The following is a 19,698-nucleotide window of genomic DNA, read 5'->3' as shown; positions in this document are numbered from 1 at the left end:
CCGTTCAAGAGGAGATTCATCATGTACAGCAAATGATACTAAAAAATTACGACTTCCGCATTCCTCTCGAAAATTTATACAGAAATTCCTTCATACGCTTCTATCATGAAGAACAACTCCACATAACTCATTTCACTTTAACCCGAAGCCGGGCCGAACAACCCTATACTAAAGCGGACCTAATGTTGAAAGGAAATTCACCTACAACCAATTCTACTCCAATTAGAAAATTCTATGATGCTTTCTCAACCATCATTCCAAAAATTACCCCTTTTACCATACACTTAACTGCGCTCAAGCAGGCAGATGATGGAAACGGATTCGTTTTGACAGGTGAAGTTGAAAAGCCACACCGCAGAAAAGCCTCAAGGGAACTGTTAATTATCGAGATTAATTCGAAGATTCGCCCCCATTTTAATTTATCCCCCAGAAAATATGATACTCAGAATCATAATTCAGTTCACTGCTACATCGGGTATATCAATCACCACTCCACCACCACCTTCAAAAGATTTTAAGAACTTTATCAGGCAAATTGAAGGATTTAAGATAGATATATCTTATCAGTGCAGCGAAATATGGCTAATTCATCACCGTTTCCGCACGCTTCAGCAACCCCATGAAGGAGCGATTAAAATGAGATTAAACCACCACATTCCTGTAAATGAAGCGAATTTTTTGAGAAATTACGCTTAAAAAAAAACAATAAGGATCTTCGTCTTAAATCTCATTGCGCATGTAGATGCAGATCTGAGATTTTTTTGATTTAAGAAATTACTTCCAACCAACCTTTAAAATCGCCGTCAAATGCTAATAAATATTTAATCCCATGTTCTTTACAGAGAGCAATGCTGGAACTATCGATATAACTCAGAATTTTTTTTTTGAAGAATCCTCACCAGAATTTGCCTTTAGGAAAATACCTGTGCACAATTGATCAAATTAACAGAACAAACTGGAAGTATATCAATAAATCTTGTGTAATAACGAACTATAAAATGATTGACACTAGTATGGCTTGTGACCCAATAAAAGAATAAATTTTAATCGTTTCCTCTTAACACGTTCAAATTCCCAAAGCATTATATACTCTAAATTATGATAAACGTATTGATATTTTTCACAATAAATAATACATGATTTTTTAATTCTGAAACTAAATAAATCTTTGCCAACGATTCATCTACGATATTAAGCAAATACTTCCCTTTTCTCGTGATAATAGTGTTCATCACTTCAAAGAAGAATAATTCCAATGAAATTCTTATGTTTTTCTTACAATTAATTCAAAGAAGGTTGAAAATTAGCAATATTCAAAGATTTTACTTGTTCTAAAAAATCATCGATAATATAAATTTAAATTACTTAATTGAACTCTTTTATTTGTGAATCAATCAGACTTGAAATCCCACTTAGAAACTATTGAAGAACATATTAGAGACGGTAATGATTTTTCTAAAGTAAATGCTTACCGCGCTTTTCAAAGGATTTTTCATGAAGAAAATTTAAAAAGCACTGAATTAAAGCCGTTTCTAAATTTGATCTCTGAGCAATTTGATGATTCAAAGTCTCCTTTTTATAACGAATTGATTAAAACTATTTGTCTTATTGGCCAGCAAAATCTATCTGATATAAAGACTTTTCTTCCAAAATTGGCAAAAATACTTGAATCTGAAGACATCTTTCTAATTATTCCTATATTGAAGTTATTGGTAACTTATTCTGCATCAACAAACCGTGAAATTAATGATATGACAACTCACTTACTGGAAATCAGCACTACAAAATATGTTCGTGAAGATCTACAAGAATCCCTCCTAAATTTCTTTGAAGAAGCGACGAATAAGGGTTTTGGGTTTTTAAACGAATATAAAAATAAATTAGAAGATAAATTACCAGAATATAAAGCCCAAATGCCTGAAATATATGATTTAATTACATCTCAGATAGAAAAATACGATAAATATTTAATTTTAGAAGCAAATCGGAAAGCTCAGATAAAAGTGAAAATGGAAGAAGAGCAAAAAAAGAGAGAAGAAATACGGAAAAGAAGAGCAGAAATCATTAATACACTGCAAGTTGAACCAATAATGAAAACCAACACGACCGAAGAGGATGCACCATTAAAACCTGTCAACAATTCGCAAATCGAAAACCCTAATTTTATTTCTTTTTCAAAATTGGGATTAAAAAAAAAGAAAAAGAGTTAATGAGTTAATCATAGACCTTTTTTAGGAAATCGAGCGCCAAACCCCGTAAATCTTCCGCTTTTTTAACAATCTGCACTTGGAAACCAAAATCTAATAATTTCCGGGCAAATTTTGACATCGAGCCGATTTGGATCATTAAAAAAGAGATTTGCGACTTGTATTGTTTGAGTAATTTGAGGATTTTAGAAGATGATGATATTTCTCCATCAGAAATTAATAATACTGCTTTCTCCCGAGGATAACATAGAATTTTTTCCAATTCTTTTGGATCTAACAAAGTACCTTGACTTTCTTTATTAAAAAGTAATTTCAGCAAAGTTTCAAAATGATAATAATCGATCCATCCACTAGATCGAGTAGTTGAGGAAAACGCAGTCAAATTATATTCAATTACGGGTGACTGACTTTGGTTTGAAAGCCATTTCCAAATTGAATAAATCATAATAATCAGATAATCATATTTTCCTGTTCCGGTATGATAATCCCAATTCATGCTCCCCGAATCATCATATATAATCGCGAGATTTGGAAAAGATTTCATGTCCTTACTACCAATAAATTCAGGATCTAAGGGTAAGGATTTTTTATATAAAAGTAATTCTTCCGAATTTGGGAGAAAAAAGACATTTAACGGGTCAAAATCCATGATATTGTCATAATCAGTCATAATACTTCGGTTTAGCCATATTACAGGATTCTGTTTACTTTTTGTTTTTTGCAAATTCCTTAATTCAATCCGTTGTAATCTTTGTCTGTAAAGACAATCTAGGTAATCAACATCTTCCAAGAGTAATTGTCCAATTTGTAAATCTCCATATCTTGGATATGGTTTATCAATACGATTTTTAATGGAAATTCCAGATTGTTGAAAATTTCCGATATTATTTAATTCTTCATGAGTCAATTGAGAATCTATAATGTTATCATTTATTTCTTTTCGATATTCCTTATTATGTAAAAAATCATAAGTAAAACTGGAAAGTGGGATATTTTGAATTGGAGTTTCTTCGTTTTCTTCTAAATAATCCGCAATGATTAAAGCGTAATCATAAGCCAATTCTTCCCATGATTCAGAAATTGTCAAATAGTTGATGATCTTCCACCGTTGATTTTCAGTTAATGTTTTATTTTGGTTGATTTTTTCCAGAATTTCATCATAAGGGCAAAAAATTCGTACTAATTTATTTAGTAGCTCTTCGTATCCGCTAAATAAACGGGGAATTATTTCTTTCTCTAATTTTTTTGCTAAATTTTGAGAGTGTAAAATGAGTTTTATATTTGTTAATAAAAATAATCCAAAAGAAATATCAAAATTGTTTTGATGAACAAGCTCCAGAAAATAGAATAGAAAAAAACCGTTCCTTACAAATCTATTCGATGGTTCTAATCCGTTAATGACATTAACAATTAAATCTGTAAATTGATTTGCAACATAAATCACATTCCGAATACCTGCTTTTTTTTTTTCATGTAAAGCTGTAGTAATTGCGTGGATGATTTCTGCAAATCGATCATTATCAATTGGGCATTCTTGGGAATGTCCAGTCTCATGTAGTAAAATCTCACCAATCATCTCATAAAATTCTGCGTGAAACTCCCAAGGATGATGGTGATCTAATTCATTAAGAATCGAACAATTTTTTTCAAGATAAAGAGGACGTTCGAGTTGAGAAGTAAGTTGGTGTTCACTAATTAATTTTGCAAATTCTTGGAAAATGTTTATAGAATAATTTATATTAATTGTCCAAGATTCCATATCTATAAAAGCTTCTAAATATTGGTCTAAATCTTGCTTGTGTGTTAAAGTAAAATTATATATTGATTCCCAACCTATGTCATGAAAAAACGCTGAGATGTGTTTTTGCATGATTTGAGCAAATTTTGTGTTTTCTGGTGAATTTGCTAACAAATGCCTATTATCCTCCTACCTTTTTCTTTCAAGGTATGTATATTTTAACCTAAATATTCAAAAACGTACTTTATCAACCCTTCGTAATGAAAATCTTCCTTAAGGGCTCTGTTTCGTTTTCCTCGATCTTTCTCTGATAAAGTTTCTCCGTTTTTTTCTTTAATCAGAACCATCAGTACATTTTTCATAAAAAATTCCAGACGTGAATTAACTACCTTAAGAAATTCCTGGCATCCCAAAAACGAATTCCCATTAAATTTTTGAACCAGCCATTCAAGATTCATCGATATTTTTGAGTGTAAAATAAAGGGAGCAATGGCAATAAGATCTCCTTGTGAGACTTCCCATTTTAGATTATTTAATGCAAATTTTATTGCATCTTCTTCTCCATTATTTTCAATCAAATGATTAATAATTTTTGCGTTTTTTAATAGAGTAAATCCTTTAGCCACGTGGACCAATCGCCTTAAAACTCGATTGCTTGGAGCAAATGTATAGGGACAAATTTTATTTAGAGGGGGATTGCGCGCATAAGGACAATCTTTATCCTTGCAAAATTGGGGAGAAAAGTTTATTCCATATTTTGAATTAGTTTTACTTTTTACACAATCAGAACAAAAACTCATGTAAAGTAATAAAGCTTCAGCTTCAACGCTGAGTTCTATTTTTCTTAAAAGAATATTTAGATTAAAAACGATATTTGATGCATCATTGATTTCCTTCATTTTTTTTTTGTTTTCATTTCGGATCATATGGACTTGATCGTCAATCGTTGGTGGAAAATTATCTATAGGAATATCTATTACAATTCGATCTTTTAATGCGCGATCAACGCGGGATGTTCCTGAATATTCATCTCCATAATTAAGCGTGAGAATGTTCCAATGATAGTGATCCCCGTCAGGTAATTCAATCCCCGCTTTAATATTTTTACTTTTTAAATCGATATTATTCTCCAATAATTGCATTAGCCGATTCTGGACAATGGGCGGAGCCCGATTAGCTTCATCGATTATTAAACAGGGTTTAGATAATAAATCATCTGCGAGTAGTGCTTCTTTAAGTTTTTTTCCTTCTTTTATTGCACCAAAATCGATGTCCATAAAGTCTTGCTCATTCATATCTGGTGTAATATTTTTTCGTGCATAATTTCTTGAACCGAATAACGCCGTTGACACCAATTCGGCCAAATAAGTTTTTCCACTTCCTGAACTTCCAGATAATATAATATTTGATTGTGTAATTGCGCCTATTAGCATTAAATCCGATAAATCGAATTTTAATTCCATCAATGGTTTACTTATTGTAGTAGAAATTACCGCGCGAGTATTATAATATCTCTCCTTCATAATCGCTTTTAAATCTGAGTGCATTTGAACTAAATTTAAAGTTTTTTCCAGAATTTCTTGTTCCATTTATTTTCCATCTTCTTTCTATAAATTTGAAAAAATTTTTATTCATTCTTAAATACTATTCTAAAAAATATGTATTTTGCACAATATCTCTCATATAATTACTAGTTGAATCAGCAGAAACATAGATTAAACAGGTAGGAATGTTAAGTTCGTTCGCGATATCAATTATTTTATGAATATCCTTATCTCCTGAAGCTAAATGGAATTCTTTTATCTGATTTTTATATTTTTCAATGTATATTGCAACCTGTACCCCTAATGTTGTGTCAACATCAACATATTCTCCTTTTTTATGGTCTTTATATAATGTTTCAATTTCCCACTTGATATTTTCACTTTCTGGAAAATACTTTTTATAGGCTTTTAAATGATTGCTAACAAAGAATAACGCTAAATACTTGCCATTTCGAGCCAAATAAGAGCGAATTTTTTTAATAAGTGGAGGATAATATGAAAGTTTCTTCTTATTCTCATCCATCATCTCTCTTTGCGTATAATGAAGATTATTCATATCAAATGCTATAAGCACAAATTTCTCTCCATTAAATAGATATTCGTCTTCATTTTCAGCCATATAGCGAATTCCTAATTGTACTGCTTTGTTAACTAGCATATTCGTGTTTTTATCATAAGTTCTTTGAAATTCAAACCATTTGGTTGAAAATTCTTTGATTTTGTTAATTCTTTCTTTAGATGGTAAAATAGCAACGTGATAATTCCCTTGAAGAAGATCTGGTGTTTTAGCATTTGCATCAATAATTTCATCCATTTCTTTTTGAATAGATTCACGAATTGCTATAAATACCGATTTTTTAATGTAATGTAATCTCGATTCTGCATCTTCAAATTTTTTTAATAATTCTAAGAATTGAGGTTGTGAACTCTTTTTACTTATTTTAACCTTAAAAAATTGAAATCGATCTAATGAATCACTATATTTGTTAATTTTATAAAAAAGCGCTTTCAGATTACGATTATATTCATTGAAACAATCTTCCTCTTCGGAATAAGTAACACTTGTTCCTGCAACATTCATTGGGATGATTAAAGCGGGATCATCAGTTACTTTGATACCATATTGTAGTTCTGTAGATTTTAAGAATAATCGATTATCTTTTAAAATCATTTTTCCTGAAGAGAGAATATTTTTTAACATCCAATATGGAATTGAATCCGTTAAATAACATTGTTTGTTTATTGATATTTCAGGGAAAAGAAAAGAAAGTAGGTAGTCTTCTGTTTCTGCAAGAGTTTCTTTTGGTATTATTTTTGGTTTTACTTTTTGTTTTGCTGATGTTTTTGCAGATTTTTGACTATCAACCAAGGCCTCATGTATTTTCAATCTAACTTTCAAGATTTTTTTATAAGACTTATCAATTCGGACCATTTCATTGATTACATTCTGTCGAAGTTCTACGGCTAATTCTGCGATTTCCTGCCATTCTTCGGGAGTTATCCTTGCATGAGGATATATTATTTTTATATACCCAGAAATTGTTGATCGAATTGCTTGTAAATCCCTGTTTGATATAAAAGATTTCTGATTATCAGAATCTAAGGAAAAAAAATCTAAATTTGAATTAATTAGAAATGTATAGTTTTCCTTTCGTAAACGATGCAATATATTACTGAAATAGCTTAATGTCAATCCTAAATGTCGGTTTAGAAACTTAGGTTGAAAAATAGAAAAATCCCATCCATGAATATAACGATGTATGCGATCCAAAAAGGCACAGTCTTGAAAATCCTTTGGAAGAACCTTAAGGGCATTTTCACGAGATTCGATAGTAATTCCTTTTTTCATAGGATTTCCTTGAAAAACCAAACTTACATCTGTTGTAGCATCCAACTCCCCACGTTCAACGCGGTTTGAAGCCATAATTTGCTGTAAACTCGAAACAATACTTGAAATATTTTTATTTTGCTTGTTGATTTCATCAAAAACCAATACATCACGTTGAAACACAAAACCATTTTGTTTTGTTGATTTATTATAAATAAGTTTCGCAGGGGTAATGTCTCCGCCCAACAGCATACGAACGTGTTTTGAAATATTTTCGTATAAAAACGACTTACCTGTCTGAGCCGGACCTATTTCTAATGAATTTGTGCCAATTTCTACCAAAGGAATTAACCTTGCTAAATAAAGTAATTTCTCTCGACGCTTAAAACATGCAGGATTTAGTCCGACGGTTAAGATCAATAAATTAATCCATTCTTCTGTAGAAAATTTCTCCCGAGCTTTAAGATATTTGTTAAACCCAGTAAAATTTGCTTCATAAGGTGCAAAACCCTTCATATTGACAGAAGTACTTTCTCCACTCTGTAAATATTCAAAAATGGCTTTTCCCCACAATCCATTTTCCAAAAGGGAAGGAAAACTGCTGGGTGCCAAAAGATCTTCGTTAACTGTTGCCCGTTCATCGATAGTGTTTATTTGTGTAAAATATTTACCTTTTCTTAAATCAGTATATACTTGAAAATGATCAATTAATTCCACTTCACCTAATGTTAGCAAGTTACTCTTGATTAGCTCTTTGCTACTTTTTTCAGGATTAGAAAGTTGAATATCGTGGATTATGTTTTTCAATCCATCTGGATAAAGGTTACCCCTCCGATCTGCCCTTTGTGAAATCATATATTCTGCTACAAACATCGGAAATTTGCGTAATTCATCAATTTCATGTCGATACCCTTTATTAACAATTTTTTTAGGAAAGTTTTTTATAATTTTTTCTTCTAATGGTTCAATATTTTCCATTTTTCAACCTCTGAAAAGGGAATTTAAACTATTTTATGAGCAAACTTGGATTAAATTGGATTTTTTGCACAAAATCGTTATTTCCAGATTCGGAACGATAAGTGATTTTAATTTGCAAATTGATAATTCCTTTTGTAAGTAATGCGCTGTGAAATTCAAGAGAAATCTCATAATTTTCATTCGGAGCAATGATTTCATGACACTCGATAGGTTTAATTTGTAAATTAACAGTATCAATAATTTTTATTTTAAATTTGCTTATCTCATAAGGTGAAATATTCTGAATTTGTACAATTCCTTCAATGTATCCGTCTTCTTCCTCAGATTTAAGGGGCGTAAAGGCAATTATTTCTGATTGATCAGTTCGTTGATAAGTTTGTTCAATTTCCAGTTGTTTGGATTCATAACTTCCTGTTTGATAGTTTTTCTGTATCTTTCCATTATCAATCTCGATAATATAATCAAAGTAAGGTTTAATCATTAAATAATTGCTTACCACAAACCGTTGAGCAAACTTTTTTGCAATTATTCCGTGAGTTAGAAAATCAATAAGAGCATTTCTTCGTTCATCATCAAAGAATCCTAACGGTTCATCCAAAAAAATAAAGGATTCTTTATTTGTATCATCACGCATTAAAGATATAGCAAATGCAAGTCGAACAGCTAACGCAATTTGATCGTTCGTCCCCCCTGAAAACAGCACTTTATCAACATAATCTGCCCGTTTTGAATCAAAGAGCTTAACTTGATAATTTTTCTCGATAAGTCCATCTTTATATCTTCCTGCAGTTAATATTGGAAGAATTCGACAAAGGTTTTCATTAATTTTTGGTAAAACCTTTTGGGATACTTGAGTAGTTCCGTCACTTAGGATTTCTTTTGCGCACTCATAAATTTTGAATAAATCGTTCACGTAATCAAAATTTTTCTTAGGATTTTCGTATTTTTGAAGATCTTTTATTTTCTTTTTAAGATTTTTGTCTCTTTCATGTATTTTACATTGGTTTTCCCAATTCCTTATACTATTTTCAAATGCTCCTTCCTTATTTTGTAATTTTCGTCGAATTCTAATTATTTTTTCTTTTAAAGAGGATTCTGAATTAACTTCAAGTTCTTCGTCCCAACTTAAAAGCATATGAATTGCTTGTTTCTCGAAATTATCTAATAATTTCAATGAATTCGTCCTAAATACTGAAGTTTTTTTTATAATTTCTTCTTTTAATTCAGGATATTCGAGATTTTGAGACAAGGATATATTATTTTTTTCCATCCATTTTTTGATATCTTTAAAGAGTAATTTTGTTTGATTCTCCAGAGCAGAATTTTTTTTTGCTTTTTCATTACTCTTTTGTAGAATAAATTGTTGAAGACCTTCTATTGAATTTTTAATATTTGTTTCCTTATATTCAGGAGGAATGACTTGAAGTTTTTTCGTTAATTCATCTTTCTTTTCTTTAATTTTTTTTGTTAATTCATTAATTTCTTCTTCGTGTTCATTATTTTGAATATTAGCTTTCTTGATTTCTTTTTCAATTTCAATTAAATTAGTTTGTTCTATTTGATTTGTAATATTCGTAATATCTCGCCCAATTTCAGCAATTCTCTTCTTCAAATCTTCATATATTTTTGAGAAATTTACGTAGTCATGATATTCAGGTTTAATCTTGGATTTTAATTCGACAATTTTTGCATTCTTTTTGTTTTTATTTTCAGAAATTTCATCGATTTTCTCATAAACATTTAAAAGTAGAGAGTAATTCTCTTGAATTTTACGTTTAAGAACTGGTTTAACTTGAAAATTCGTAATTTTTTCGAGAAATTCAATAATGATCTTTGGAAATTCTGATTTTGAAACTTGATTAATTTCTCTAACAGGATCACACAATTTACTGATATTATTATGAATTTCGCAGAATTTTTTTACTTTAGATTGATCCCAGCTAATTAGTGCAGTATCTTCTAAATCAAAATCAATATTGTATTTATCACATATTACTTGGAATTTATGTAATTTATTCTTTAAATTATTATCTAAGGTGGTGATTTTTGTTTGAGTCCGCTCCAAATCTTCTTTTAATTTTTCTAAGTTGAAATTCTGGATATCTATATCCATTTTCTTTAATTCAGCACTAACCATTTCCTGTGAATGTGATAAATCATCTAAAATTTTATTACAGTTTTTAATCTCTGTTTCAATTTTTTGTATATCATATTTTTTCAATTCAAATTCCAATTGTTTTTGTCGAGATACTTTTTCATCTAAAGAGTTTGTAAAATTTGTCAATTGGGTATGAATTTTCACAATATCTTGTTCTACTTTTGAAAGATCATCATTTAAAGTTTGTAAATCCAGTTCAATTATATTTTCATTAAATTCTTGATCCTTTGTTTTTGATTTTTGATCATGTAATAGCTTATTGCGTTCAATTGTTAATTTCTCGATGATTGCAATGTTTTTTTCAGTTTCCTCTTTTAATTTAAATAAATATTCACGTTGTTGCTCTAGATCACAATAATTCACTTCAGATGCCGTTCTAATTTCATTTTCATATTGATTTATATATCCTCGATCATATTTAGATTGCAATATTTCTTTTTCTTTAGTTAAAAGAGAAATTATTTCTGATGAATTATCTTCTAAGAACAATGCATTTGAAATAGCAACCGAATCATGTAAAAAACTACTGTTGTTTACATAACTATTAATTTTTTTCAAATATTCACGATGTAATGGATTCTTAACCAACAATATTGGAGCTTGTTTCAGATCTAAAATCAATAAAACTCCTATTCCTAGTGAAACTAAAAAAAGAAAATAGAAGGCTTTATGAACGAAAATCCCCATAGTGATGGCTAAAATTAGAAAAGTAATGGAAGAACCGCCCAACACTACTTTCATTTTATCTCCTAATCGAGATTTAAATGGCGGAATTTCTTCTAAATTCTTAATAATATTATCAATTTTCTTTTCTTCTTTATAATAAAAGAGATTGTGTTTTTTAAGATACTGTGTAAGTTCAGAATTTTCTTGATATATTTCTAAAGGGACATCGTTTGGAGATTTTATTAACAGATTTCGTTCAATTTCTGATAAAGTAAGTTGATTTTTTAATTGAGAAATTTCGGTATTTATTTGCTCAATACGTTGAAATTTTTCTTGATCTTTTCTCTTTTGTTCTTCATATTGTATTTTTAATTCTTGTTGTTTTTTTAATTTTTTTTTCTCTATTTCCAGTATTTCTTGTTTTTCCTGGTTTTTTTTTTGTTCTAATTTAATTTTTTGAATTTGCTTACTTAATTCAGTATACTCTTGTTTTGATGTGGTAATTAATTCATGGGTGGATCGTAATTGTTTGAGTTCAGTATTATGTTTTTCAAGATTAATTTTTATTGTTTTTAAGTTTTGATTAATTTTTTCATACTTTTCAAATTGTCGAATTGATTCCTTTAATTTTTTCTTTTTGATTTCAAGCATTTCTGATTTAGATTTTCCTTCAACTAATTCTTTAGGAACTTGGATTAAAAAAGTTAAATCTTCATCAATTTCTTCAAGTAGTTCAATAATTTGCGATTTTAATTGATCTACGAGATTTTGTTGCTCTTTCTTTGAATATTCATCTCCTTTCAAAATATCCTTTAGATCCAATTCGATTTCCTGCAATTTTGTTATGTACTTCTTCTGTATTTCCATAGATTGTAATTTTTTTTCAATTTGAACATATTTCTGCTTCAATTTGACAATTTTTTCTTGATTATTTCTATAATCATCGATTATTTTTTTTAAACGTGAAATTTCTTCAATGGTTGTTACGTGAATCTTTTCAAGATTTTGTTTTTTTTGTTCTAATTGTTTGACTGAATCATCTAATTTTTTAGAATTTTCTTTATGAATATTTATTTCTTCAAGTTTTTTCTTCTTATTGTTTAATTCATTTAATTCTTGTTCGAGTTTTTTGATATTTTCTTGCAAATCTTTATTATTTGATTCTAAATCGTTGAGTTTTTTCAATAATTCATCCATTTTTTCCAATTCAGAGATGAAATGTTCCACACGATCTATAATTTCAGATATTTGCTTTAGATTCTCTTTTAAACATTTTTGCTTGTTGCGAGTTGTCTCAATTTTAAAGCAATTTTCAAAATAATCATTTAGTTTCTTCAAATCGGTAATTTCTTTTTTATAAACATCCAGCAGCTCTTTAAATTTATCCATGTTAATAAGTTTCTCAATAGTAGCTTTTCGCTCGCGTTCCTTTTTAACGAGTAACGAATCAATCTTTTTTTGTTCCACAAAACAACTATTTAGTAAAATTTCTTTGTCGAATCCGATAAAATCTGCAATTTCTCGTGTAATTCTATCTCGTTCGCTTTTTTTTGTTGCTTGTTGATGTACTTCTTGAGGATTATCAATATTTTTCCAAAAATCCAATGTTTCTTTTACTGTTCTTGAACGAATAATTTTCCTAATAATTTTACACTGACTATTTTCTTTTTGGAATTTTAATTCTACTGTTGCGGCATTTTTATTGAATGCTACAGCATCGATATTGGTTCGATTTTGACTATCCTTTACCAACAAACTTCCCGTTAATGCATAATAAATTGCTTCGAATAACGATGATTTTCCACTTTCGTTTTTTCCGATAATAAGTATATTACCTTCTTCAGGAAATTGTAAATTTTTTATGTTTAAATTTTTAAATCCCTGTACTGTTAAAGATTGTAATCGAATCATAATTCTCACATAAATATTTATGAAAAATTGCAAAAATCTTGAATTAAAGAATTTTCAGATAATCTTCTCTTATTTTTTGCATTGCCTTTTGATAATATTGATTTATTTTTCGATCCGACGGATTTTGCTTGATAAAGTTTTGGACATATTTTTCCAATTCATCTAAAAAGCTGAGTTCCTCGATTCCCTCAGCGAACTCTCCAAAAATGACATTATCATCCAGCTCAAAATAAAAATTCCAAATTTGACCTAATTCTAAATATTTGTATGTTTTTATTTGAATATGATAGTCATTTTTTAAGATATTTCCGACCAAAGAAAGCTGCATCAACACATTTTTTCCTGATTCTTTTCGAAGTACATCCATAATAGTATCATTCCATTTCTCAGTTTCAATCTCTTCTAAATTTACTGTTAGATGCTTAATGGATAAATTAGAAATTGGAATGGTAGTTTCATTAATTATTTCGAAAATTTCTTTTTTCTCATCAAATTCAAAAATTTTTAATCTTGAAGTATTTGTTTCTTCCAATTTAAATGAATTTGGATGAATATTAGGCGCTATTATCAATTGATTTTTATAATCATTTATATTAATTCCTTTTGGTAAATTTCCACCAATGAAAATAGCAAATAGGGAATTTTTATCTATTTTTTCCAAAAATTCTAAAGAAATTTTCTTGATATCTGTTTTATATCCCATTAAATCATGAATAATAAAGAAAGAAAGAACTTCTTCATCCAAATCCAATTTGTATTTAATTAGATTTGGCGGAATTAATGGATTTGGTATCCCATAAAAGTGCAAACAGGAATTATTAATCATAATTTCACAGAAAGGTTTTTCTATAGTATTAGAATGTTGATAATTTCCAATTAATATATGAACATTAGGTATTGATTTAAATATTTCAAGAGCTAAGCTATCGTTTGAGAAATAAAGGGGCATTTCATGTGTACCAGGAACTATGACGATTTGAGTCCCGAGAGATCCAATCTCTTCTAACATGGAGTAAATAAATTGAATTGCACGATTAGAAGGTTTAGTTCGCCCAAAAATATTACCTGCTATGATTAGCAAATCTAGTTTTGCGGTTTGAATCACTTTACTAAGTTTTTTTAAATTTTGAATCTGGTGCTTATAATATTTGCTTTCAAGATTTGCTGACATCCGACGAAAGCGATATTCCAGATCTAAGTTCGCACACACACCAATCTTGATCATCTTATATCCGCCTTTGTTATATATTGATTAATGTAAGAACTTAAAAAACTTACATTTGGGAAATTCTATGTTACATGAAATTCTTTAATTTGAGAAGTGAATTACACGGACGTATTTGGTAAGTACTTATACAAGAGTGATTTAATAAGTATACACTTTAAATTCACAAATTTTGCTACTAAGAAGATAGAAAATAAAAGATTCAAACATACATATTTATTGGATTGACACAGGACTTGCTTCATTTACTCTTTTTTTCGATGTATTGTTGAAATCTCAATATCTGCTAAATTAACTTGCTGAATTTTCCATAATGATTTACATTGAGTGCAGAAATAGTAGTTTTTATTAAAATTTACCAGCGGAATTGCTTCTTGATGGTGAATGGGACAATAAAAAGAGAGAAGATTATCTTCTAGTGTTTCTGAAGAATTTTTATGTGTTAAAATCACCTCAGAAGATTTTTCTGCAGATAATCTTGAATTTAACACTTCAGTGTTATTATCTTTTTCAAAATCAAATAAGTTTTCTTTCTTAACAATGTTATCACTTAGTTTTAATTTGAGGAAAGGTTTTCCATTAAGATTTTGGGATTTTTCTTTGGGGTTGATCAATTTTGAATCATTTATATCGAACGACTTAGGTATTAATTTGATAGGTTGATATCTAATATCTATATCTTGAAATTTATGGGATTATATATTCTTCAATTTGAAAATTAGATCATGACGCATTATGGAAGAATGTAAAGGATTATAATTTTGAATACAACCTTATTCTTCTCTTTTCCTTTTATTTTCATCTTGTATACTGTGCTTAATATCTTCTAATCCCCAATAACCTTTTTCTTCACCAACTCTTTGATAATATCCAAACCATCTATTTTTTTTTGAAATTATCTACAAATGAATTAATTTCAGCAAGTTTTAGGGTTAATAATCTATCTTTTCTTTCCTTTGAAATTTCTATCATTTTATTTAAGGTTTCTTGTGGGAAATTAAAATAATTCTTCTTATTTTTTTTCATTTTTGGTTCATTGAACAAGCTTTTTGAGATTAATTATTTTTTGAATTATAAAGTTAAATTTAATTTTCATGTTGATGGTATCAAATATCTTACCAAATTATCAAATTTCTTAATTTTTCTCACAGAATTAATCTTTTTTAATTTATTTATCAGGATATTTTCAGGAATAAATTCTTCTTTTTTTACTTTCTTTTTTTCTTTGTTTTTTTCTTTGTTTTTTAAAATATAATCAATCCGGAATAAAATTAGTACGAGAATTTTTTCTTTAATATATCGATAATTTAAGGAAGATAATTTGATATTTTGATTGGTTTTATTTAGATATAAATCAAGAGTTTTATTTATTTTGAATTCTCTAATTGTACGATACAAATTAAAAATTTTTTTTTTATTTTTTAGGTTTTTTTGTAATTCAAAATTGGAAATAGAATCAGAGAAAAGGATACTGTAATTTTTATATAAATTCGAGAAATTGCTTCTTAAAGATAAAGAACATGATTTTTTTAATTTGATAATTGATCCATGATAATCGTGAAAATTAATTAAATTTATAAAAATTTTTGAAGAAAATGTGTCTTTCTTTCTCGTAATAAGATCTCTAATTTCAAAATCATTCAACTTAATATAAGCTTCATAGTTTTCTTTTTCAATATTATTCAAGTAATTCTTTAAGCTATAATGGAACATAGCTTCTTTCATTAGATTTTCTGGAGAATAGATGTAATTTGAATAAATATTATTCTTTAATTTCCAAAAACGGTCAAACTGAATTAAATCTTTTTTGTAAATAATGATTTCATTATCTGAATTAATATGAAAAAGGGAAATAAATTTTTGAGGTGATACATAATCTATATTTAGGCAAAAAGCACAGCGAGATATAGCATCTAATGTATCGAAATTTATCGAATTTGAAAATAACTCATTAAATATTTTATAATTGGAAGTTCCATTAATAATTTTGACAATTTCTTCTGGATCAATCCCATTTTCTTTTAATATTTTAAAAATATTATCCATTCCATGAATCTTTCCTGTAATTATATCCTCTGTAAATTTATGGTGATCTATGTTAAATTGTTTTAAAATCACATCCTCACTTAAATGAGAAAATGGAAAATGGCCAATATCGTGTAAAAGGCATGCAATTTCCAGATAAGTTTTTCTCTGGCCATTTATCTTAAATTTTTTTGAAATCAACACTCCTAATTTATAAACCCCGATTGAATGATCAAACCTTGAAAAATTTTTTTCTAAATCGAAGACATCGCCTAAAAATCCTAAAAAAGAGATATATTTTAATCTTTGAAATTCAGGTTGATTGATTATATCGATAATTATTTTGGAAGATTCTCTTGAAAAATTATCCAAATTGAATAAATTAGCAAAATATCTATCGGTTTTTATCATAATAATCATTTTTAAAGGAAAATATCAAAGATATGCTCTTTAACAGATTCTTGTTCAAAAATATTTTTTATATTGTCATGTATTTTTCTTCCATAATCGCGAAGTTGATAATAGATTTGGGGGTTTTCTCGTTTTTCGAAATCTATTTCATCTAACCTCTCTCTTGTTTCTGATTTATTAATTCCTTGTAAGAATTTATTATACAGGTTAAAAATATTGTTAAAAATATTTTCGTCTATTTGAAATTTGCTAAAAAAGTATTTTAATCGAATAAAAGAAGGTAAATACAATTGCTCCTTTAAATCTTCTGTATTTCCAATTTTTCTAGATTTATACAAAATCAGAACTAAGATTGAACTTAAAATTTCTATTTTTCTAAAAATTCTCAGCTTTAAGACCCGTATTGTGAAAGATTTATCACTTTCTGTTTTTTTAAATCGATAATCAATACAAAGGGTTCTTCAATAGCGCATTATCTCATTAGTTAAAAACTGTGGAAATTTGCTTTCTTCTCTAATACTTTCTTCAAGATAATGGTTAAATAATAAATCTAATGCATTTTTATATTAATTTTCGTTATAAATTGGAATAGATTCTAATATAAGCAAAATTCTTGAAGTTAAATTTCTATTTTTATCCTCTAATCCACCTATATTATGAGTTAATTCATTTAGATCTAAACAAGAAAAACACGAAATTTTTGTAAACCCCTTATCTGAAAAGTAATTTTTAATAATTTCGCTGATGTAATCTTTAGAATTATTTTTGTCTGGCTTACTGTTTAATTCTTTCTCGAAAACTAGAAGAAAATCAATATCAGATAATTCACTTGCTTCCAACCTGCCATAAGAACCAATTAAGATTATACAAATATTTTTATTTTGATCAATTTTCTCTAATTTTTCTTTGATCTCCTTTCTAAATTCGTTAATTTTATTTTTAGAATATAAAAAATTTCTTTTAAGCGGTGTGTCCTCTTCAATTTCTTTAAAAAAATCTTTTAATGGTATAATTTTTCGATCTGCAAGATAAGAAGCAGAATTAGAAATTAAATTGTTAAATATTCACACCTTTTTCATTAATTTATTACCTTTTCTTAAATTTAATTCTTTATTTATTATCAACCTAATAATTAATCGATTTATTAAAATAATTTCATCCTAAAATTATATTATCAATCCATTTCATGTCTGATTTAATAAAATTCTTAATTAAAAATCAAATACATATGATGATTTAATAGAAAATAATTAATCATCTAAAAAAGAGAAAAGCCAGATCATACTTAGGGTTATACTATTCTATTTTCATATAACTGATCAATTTCAAAAGCCGTTTGATGGCATTTTTTCTCTATTTTACATGATTAATTCGCTTTGAACGCAATAAATCTTCAGTATGTAATGTGGAGACGTGGAGACGTGGAGATGCTATTTTTAAAAATTTATTCGAAGAAGTAAGTCTTGAAGCCGAATTTTCCAGCAGATTATGAAGTATTTACCTACAAAAAAAATAATCTGGAGCGAAAAATAACCAAAAATTTAAGCGGAAGTTATTCTACTGGAGAATTTTTAACGAAAAAATGAGAGGGTGGCAAAAAACATATCTTAAACAATATTTTCAGTAATTAGAAAACAGTTCTTAAGTATTCGATAAAAAGATGATCTTCAAAAATATAAGCATTATCTAGTTTTTACATCAACAAGAATAAATGAAATGGAAACATGGGATAAAATATGCACCAAAAATCCCAAATTATGCATCAATCTTCTCGATTTGGTGCATGTTATCCGAAATTTTATAAGATTTCATTTTTCATAAACCTTGCGAAATCTGTTAGAAAAGCTTTAAAGGTTCCACTTCCTAAACAGGGGCGATAATGGTATTTAGATGATATTTTGACGATATTATGCTATTCTTGGATTCAGAGAGTCTCAATTCATTATGCTTTTGAGAAATTAAACCGCTAAGCCCAAAAATGCTTGCATTTTACTCCTCAAAAATATTCTTATGGTAGATTTTCACGCACTTTCCCCAATTAAACTACTGTAAATGATTGGTTACTCACTCAAACTCTTCCGAATGTGGAGAATATATATCGAATCGTGTTTGAAAAAATGATTCTGCTTGTTGTTTTTTAGAAATCTAAAAACTCATCCTGTGATATTAGAAGTTGATTTAATCTATCTCGGTTATTGAGGAAAACGCAGAGATTTGAAAATTGAAGGTAGTAAAACGATGAAAAGAACTGGAGGAATCCTTCATTATCATGGCGTCACGATTCATGAACTATACAAATCTCTCTATATCAGATGTCATTATGTAGCTAAAAACGAATCTATTATTCTATTTATGCTTGATATTGCTGATTGGCTAATAAATTTATGTCTTAATTCCAAAGTTTATGTTATTGATCTTGAATATTATTGCCAAAATATCTTAAAATTATTTAAAAACAGAGATATTCTTGTAATTACGCATGCAAAAAACTACAAACAACTCAAAAAAGCAAAAAAAGAATAAATTTTGGGAAATAGAGGGAGAATTCAAATTTTTACAATAAGAACTAAGAATAAAAAGAACCGAAAACAAAAATTGAGGCATTGCTGGGTTCATTTATTTCCTCGAGAAAAACAGTGAATAAATGACTTGATAACCGTCTATCGACAAGGAGAACAAAGTTTAGACAAAGTATACGAACAATTATTGGGATTAATTACAGCTATTGTACCACAATATCGCTCAAAATCTTTCGTGTACCTATATAACGATATTGCAAAATAAGATGGCAAATTGAGACCGTGTTTCGTGATGTAGATATACACAAATCCTTCATTAGGTCTTTGGCGCTCAAATGAAGATGAAACGCGGCTTTTTGCTGAAATGGGTAAATATTTACTCTTTAACTTCTGGCAAATTGAACGGGATCAAATCTACCCGAATCATCAAATGACGTTCCAAGAATATCGCGATTGGCTTGTGGATGAATTTACTCAGACTATTAATT

Annotated in this window: 14 protein-coding genes; 5 read left to right on the top strand and 9 right to left on the bottom strand. The window is 28.4% G+C overall.

Annotation, left to right across the window (positions count from 1 at the left end):
• Positions 1-182: 182 nt before the first annotated feature.
• The gene (locus tag ACXLDF_RS07670; protein WP_457557920.1) at positions 183-518 is read left to right on the top strand and encodes a hypothetical protein; all 336 of its coding nucleotides are present in this window, start codon (positions 183-185) and stop codon (positions 516-518) included.
• Positions 519-1,385: 867 nt separating this feature from the next.
• Complete coding sequence (locus ACXLDF_RS07665; protein ID WP_457557919.1) at positions 1,386-2,210, top strand: hypothetical protein; 825 nt, start codon at positions 1,386-1,388, stop codon at positions 2,208-2,210.
• A gap of 4 nt (positions 2,211-2,214) precedes the next feature.
• On the opposite strand, the gene ACXLDF_RS07660 is transcribed toward ACXLDF_RS07665, so the two are convergent.
• The 9 genes from ACXLDF_RS07660 to ACXLDF_RS07620 all read right to left on the bottom strand — a co-directional run bounded on the left by ACXLDF_RS07660 (position 2,215) and on the right by ACXLDF_RS07620 (position 17,602).
• Entirely contained in the window at positions 2,215-4,119 is a 1,905-nt protein-coding gene (locus ACXLDF_RS07660) for a hypothetical protein (protein ID WP_457557918.1), read from the bottom strand.
• Between the two features lie 44 nt (positions 4,120-4,163).
• On the bottom strand, positions 4,164-5,534 hold the full coding sequence (locus ACXLDF_RS07655) for an AAA family ATPase (protein ID WP_457557917.1): 1,371 nt from the start codon (positions 5,532-5,534) through the stop codon (positions 4,164-4,166).
• A gap of 55 nt (positions 5,535-5,589) precedes the next feature.
• Positions 5,590-8,295 carry a BREX system Lon protease-like protein BrxL gene (gene brxL / locus ACXLDF_RS07650; RefSeq protein ID WP_457557916.1) on the bottom strand — a complete coding sequence of 902 codons (2,706 nt, stop codon included), beginning with the start codon at positions 8,293-8,295 and terminating at the stop codon, positions 5,590-5,592.
• Between the two features lie 28 nt (positions 8,296-8,323).
• Positions 8,324-13,030: an AAA family ATPase gene (locus ACXLDF_RS07645; RefSeq protein ID WP_457557915.1), complete on the bottom strand. Its 4,707-nt coding sequence runs from the start codon at positions 13,028-13,030 to the stop codon at positions 8,324-8,326.
• 43 nt (positions 13,031-13,073) lie between these two features.
• A complete protein-coding gene (locus tag ACXLDF_RS07640; RefSeq protein WP_457557914.1) occupies positions 13,074-14,255 on the bottom strand; it encodes a hypothetical protein in 1,182 nt (393 codons plus the stop codon).
• 245 nt (positions 14,256-14,500) lie between these two features.
• On the bottom strand, positions 14,501-14,869 hold the full coding sequence (locus tag ACXLDF_RS07635; RefSeq protein WP_457557913.1) for a hypothetical protein: 369 nt from the start codon (positions 14,867-14,869) through the stop codon (positions 14,501-14,503).
• 478 nt (positions 14,870-15,347) lie between these two features.
• Positions 15,348-16,691, bottom strand: coding sequence for an HD domain-containing protein (locus tag ACXLDF_RS07630; RefSeq protein ID WP_457557912.1), 1,344 nt, complete (start codon positions 16,689-16,691; stop codon positions 15,348-15,350).
• A gap of 11 nt (positions 16,692-16,702) precedes the next feature.
• Entirely contained in the window at positions 16,703-17,029 is a 327-nt protein-coding gene (locus ACXLDF_RS07625; protein ID WP_457557911.1) for a hypothetical protein, read from the bottom strand.
• 228 nt (positions 17,030-17,257) lie between these two features.
• Positions 17,258-17,602, bottom strand: coding sequence for a nucleotidyltransferase domain-containing protein (locus ACXLDF_RS07620; RefSeq protein ID WP_457558136.1), 345 nt, complete (start codon positions 17,600-17,602; stop codon positions 17,258-17,260).
• Positions 17,603-18,427: 825 nt separating this feature from the next.
• On the opposite strand from ACXLDF_RS07620, the gene ACXLDF_RS07615 reads away from it, so the two are divergent.
• From ACXLDF_RS07615 to ACXLDF_RS07605, 3 genes are all read left to right on the top strand, one after another.
• Positions 18,428-18,571: a hypothetical protein gene (locus ACXLDF_RS07615; RefSeq protein WP_457557910.1), complete on the top strand. Its 144-nt coding sequence runs from the start codon at positions 18,428-18,430 to the stop codon at positions 18,569-18,571.
• Between the two features lie 358 nt (positions 18,572-18,929).
• A complete protein-coding gene (locus ACXLDF_RS07610) occupies positions 18,930-19,214 on the top strand; it encodes a hypothetical protein (RefSeq protein WP_457557909.1) in 285 nt (94 codons plus the stop codon).
• Positions 19,215-19,340: 126 nt separating this feature from the next.
• Positions 19,341-19,475 (top strand): hypothetical protein, encoded by a 135-nt coding sequence (locus ACXLDF_RS07605; RefSeq protein ID WP_457557908.1) that lies wholly within the window; start codon positions 19,341-19,343, stop codon positions 19,473-19,475.
• Positions 19,476-19,698 lie beyond the last annotated feature (223 nt).

Source organism: Candidatus Harpocratesius sp. (genome assembly GCF_054039255.1).
The sequence above is the reverse complement of the archived record's forward strand: the minus strand, read 5'-3'. Positions and strand labels throughout refer to the sequence as shown.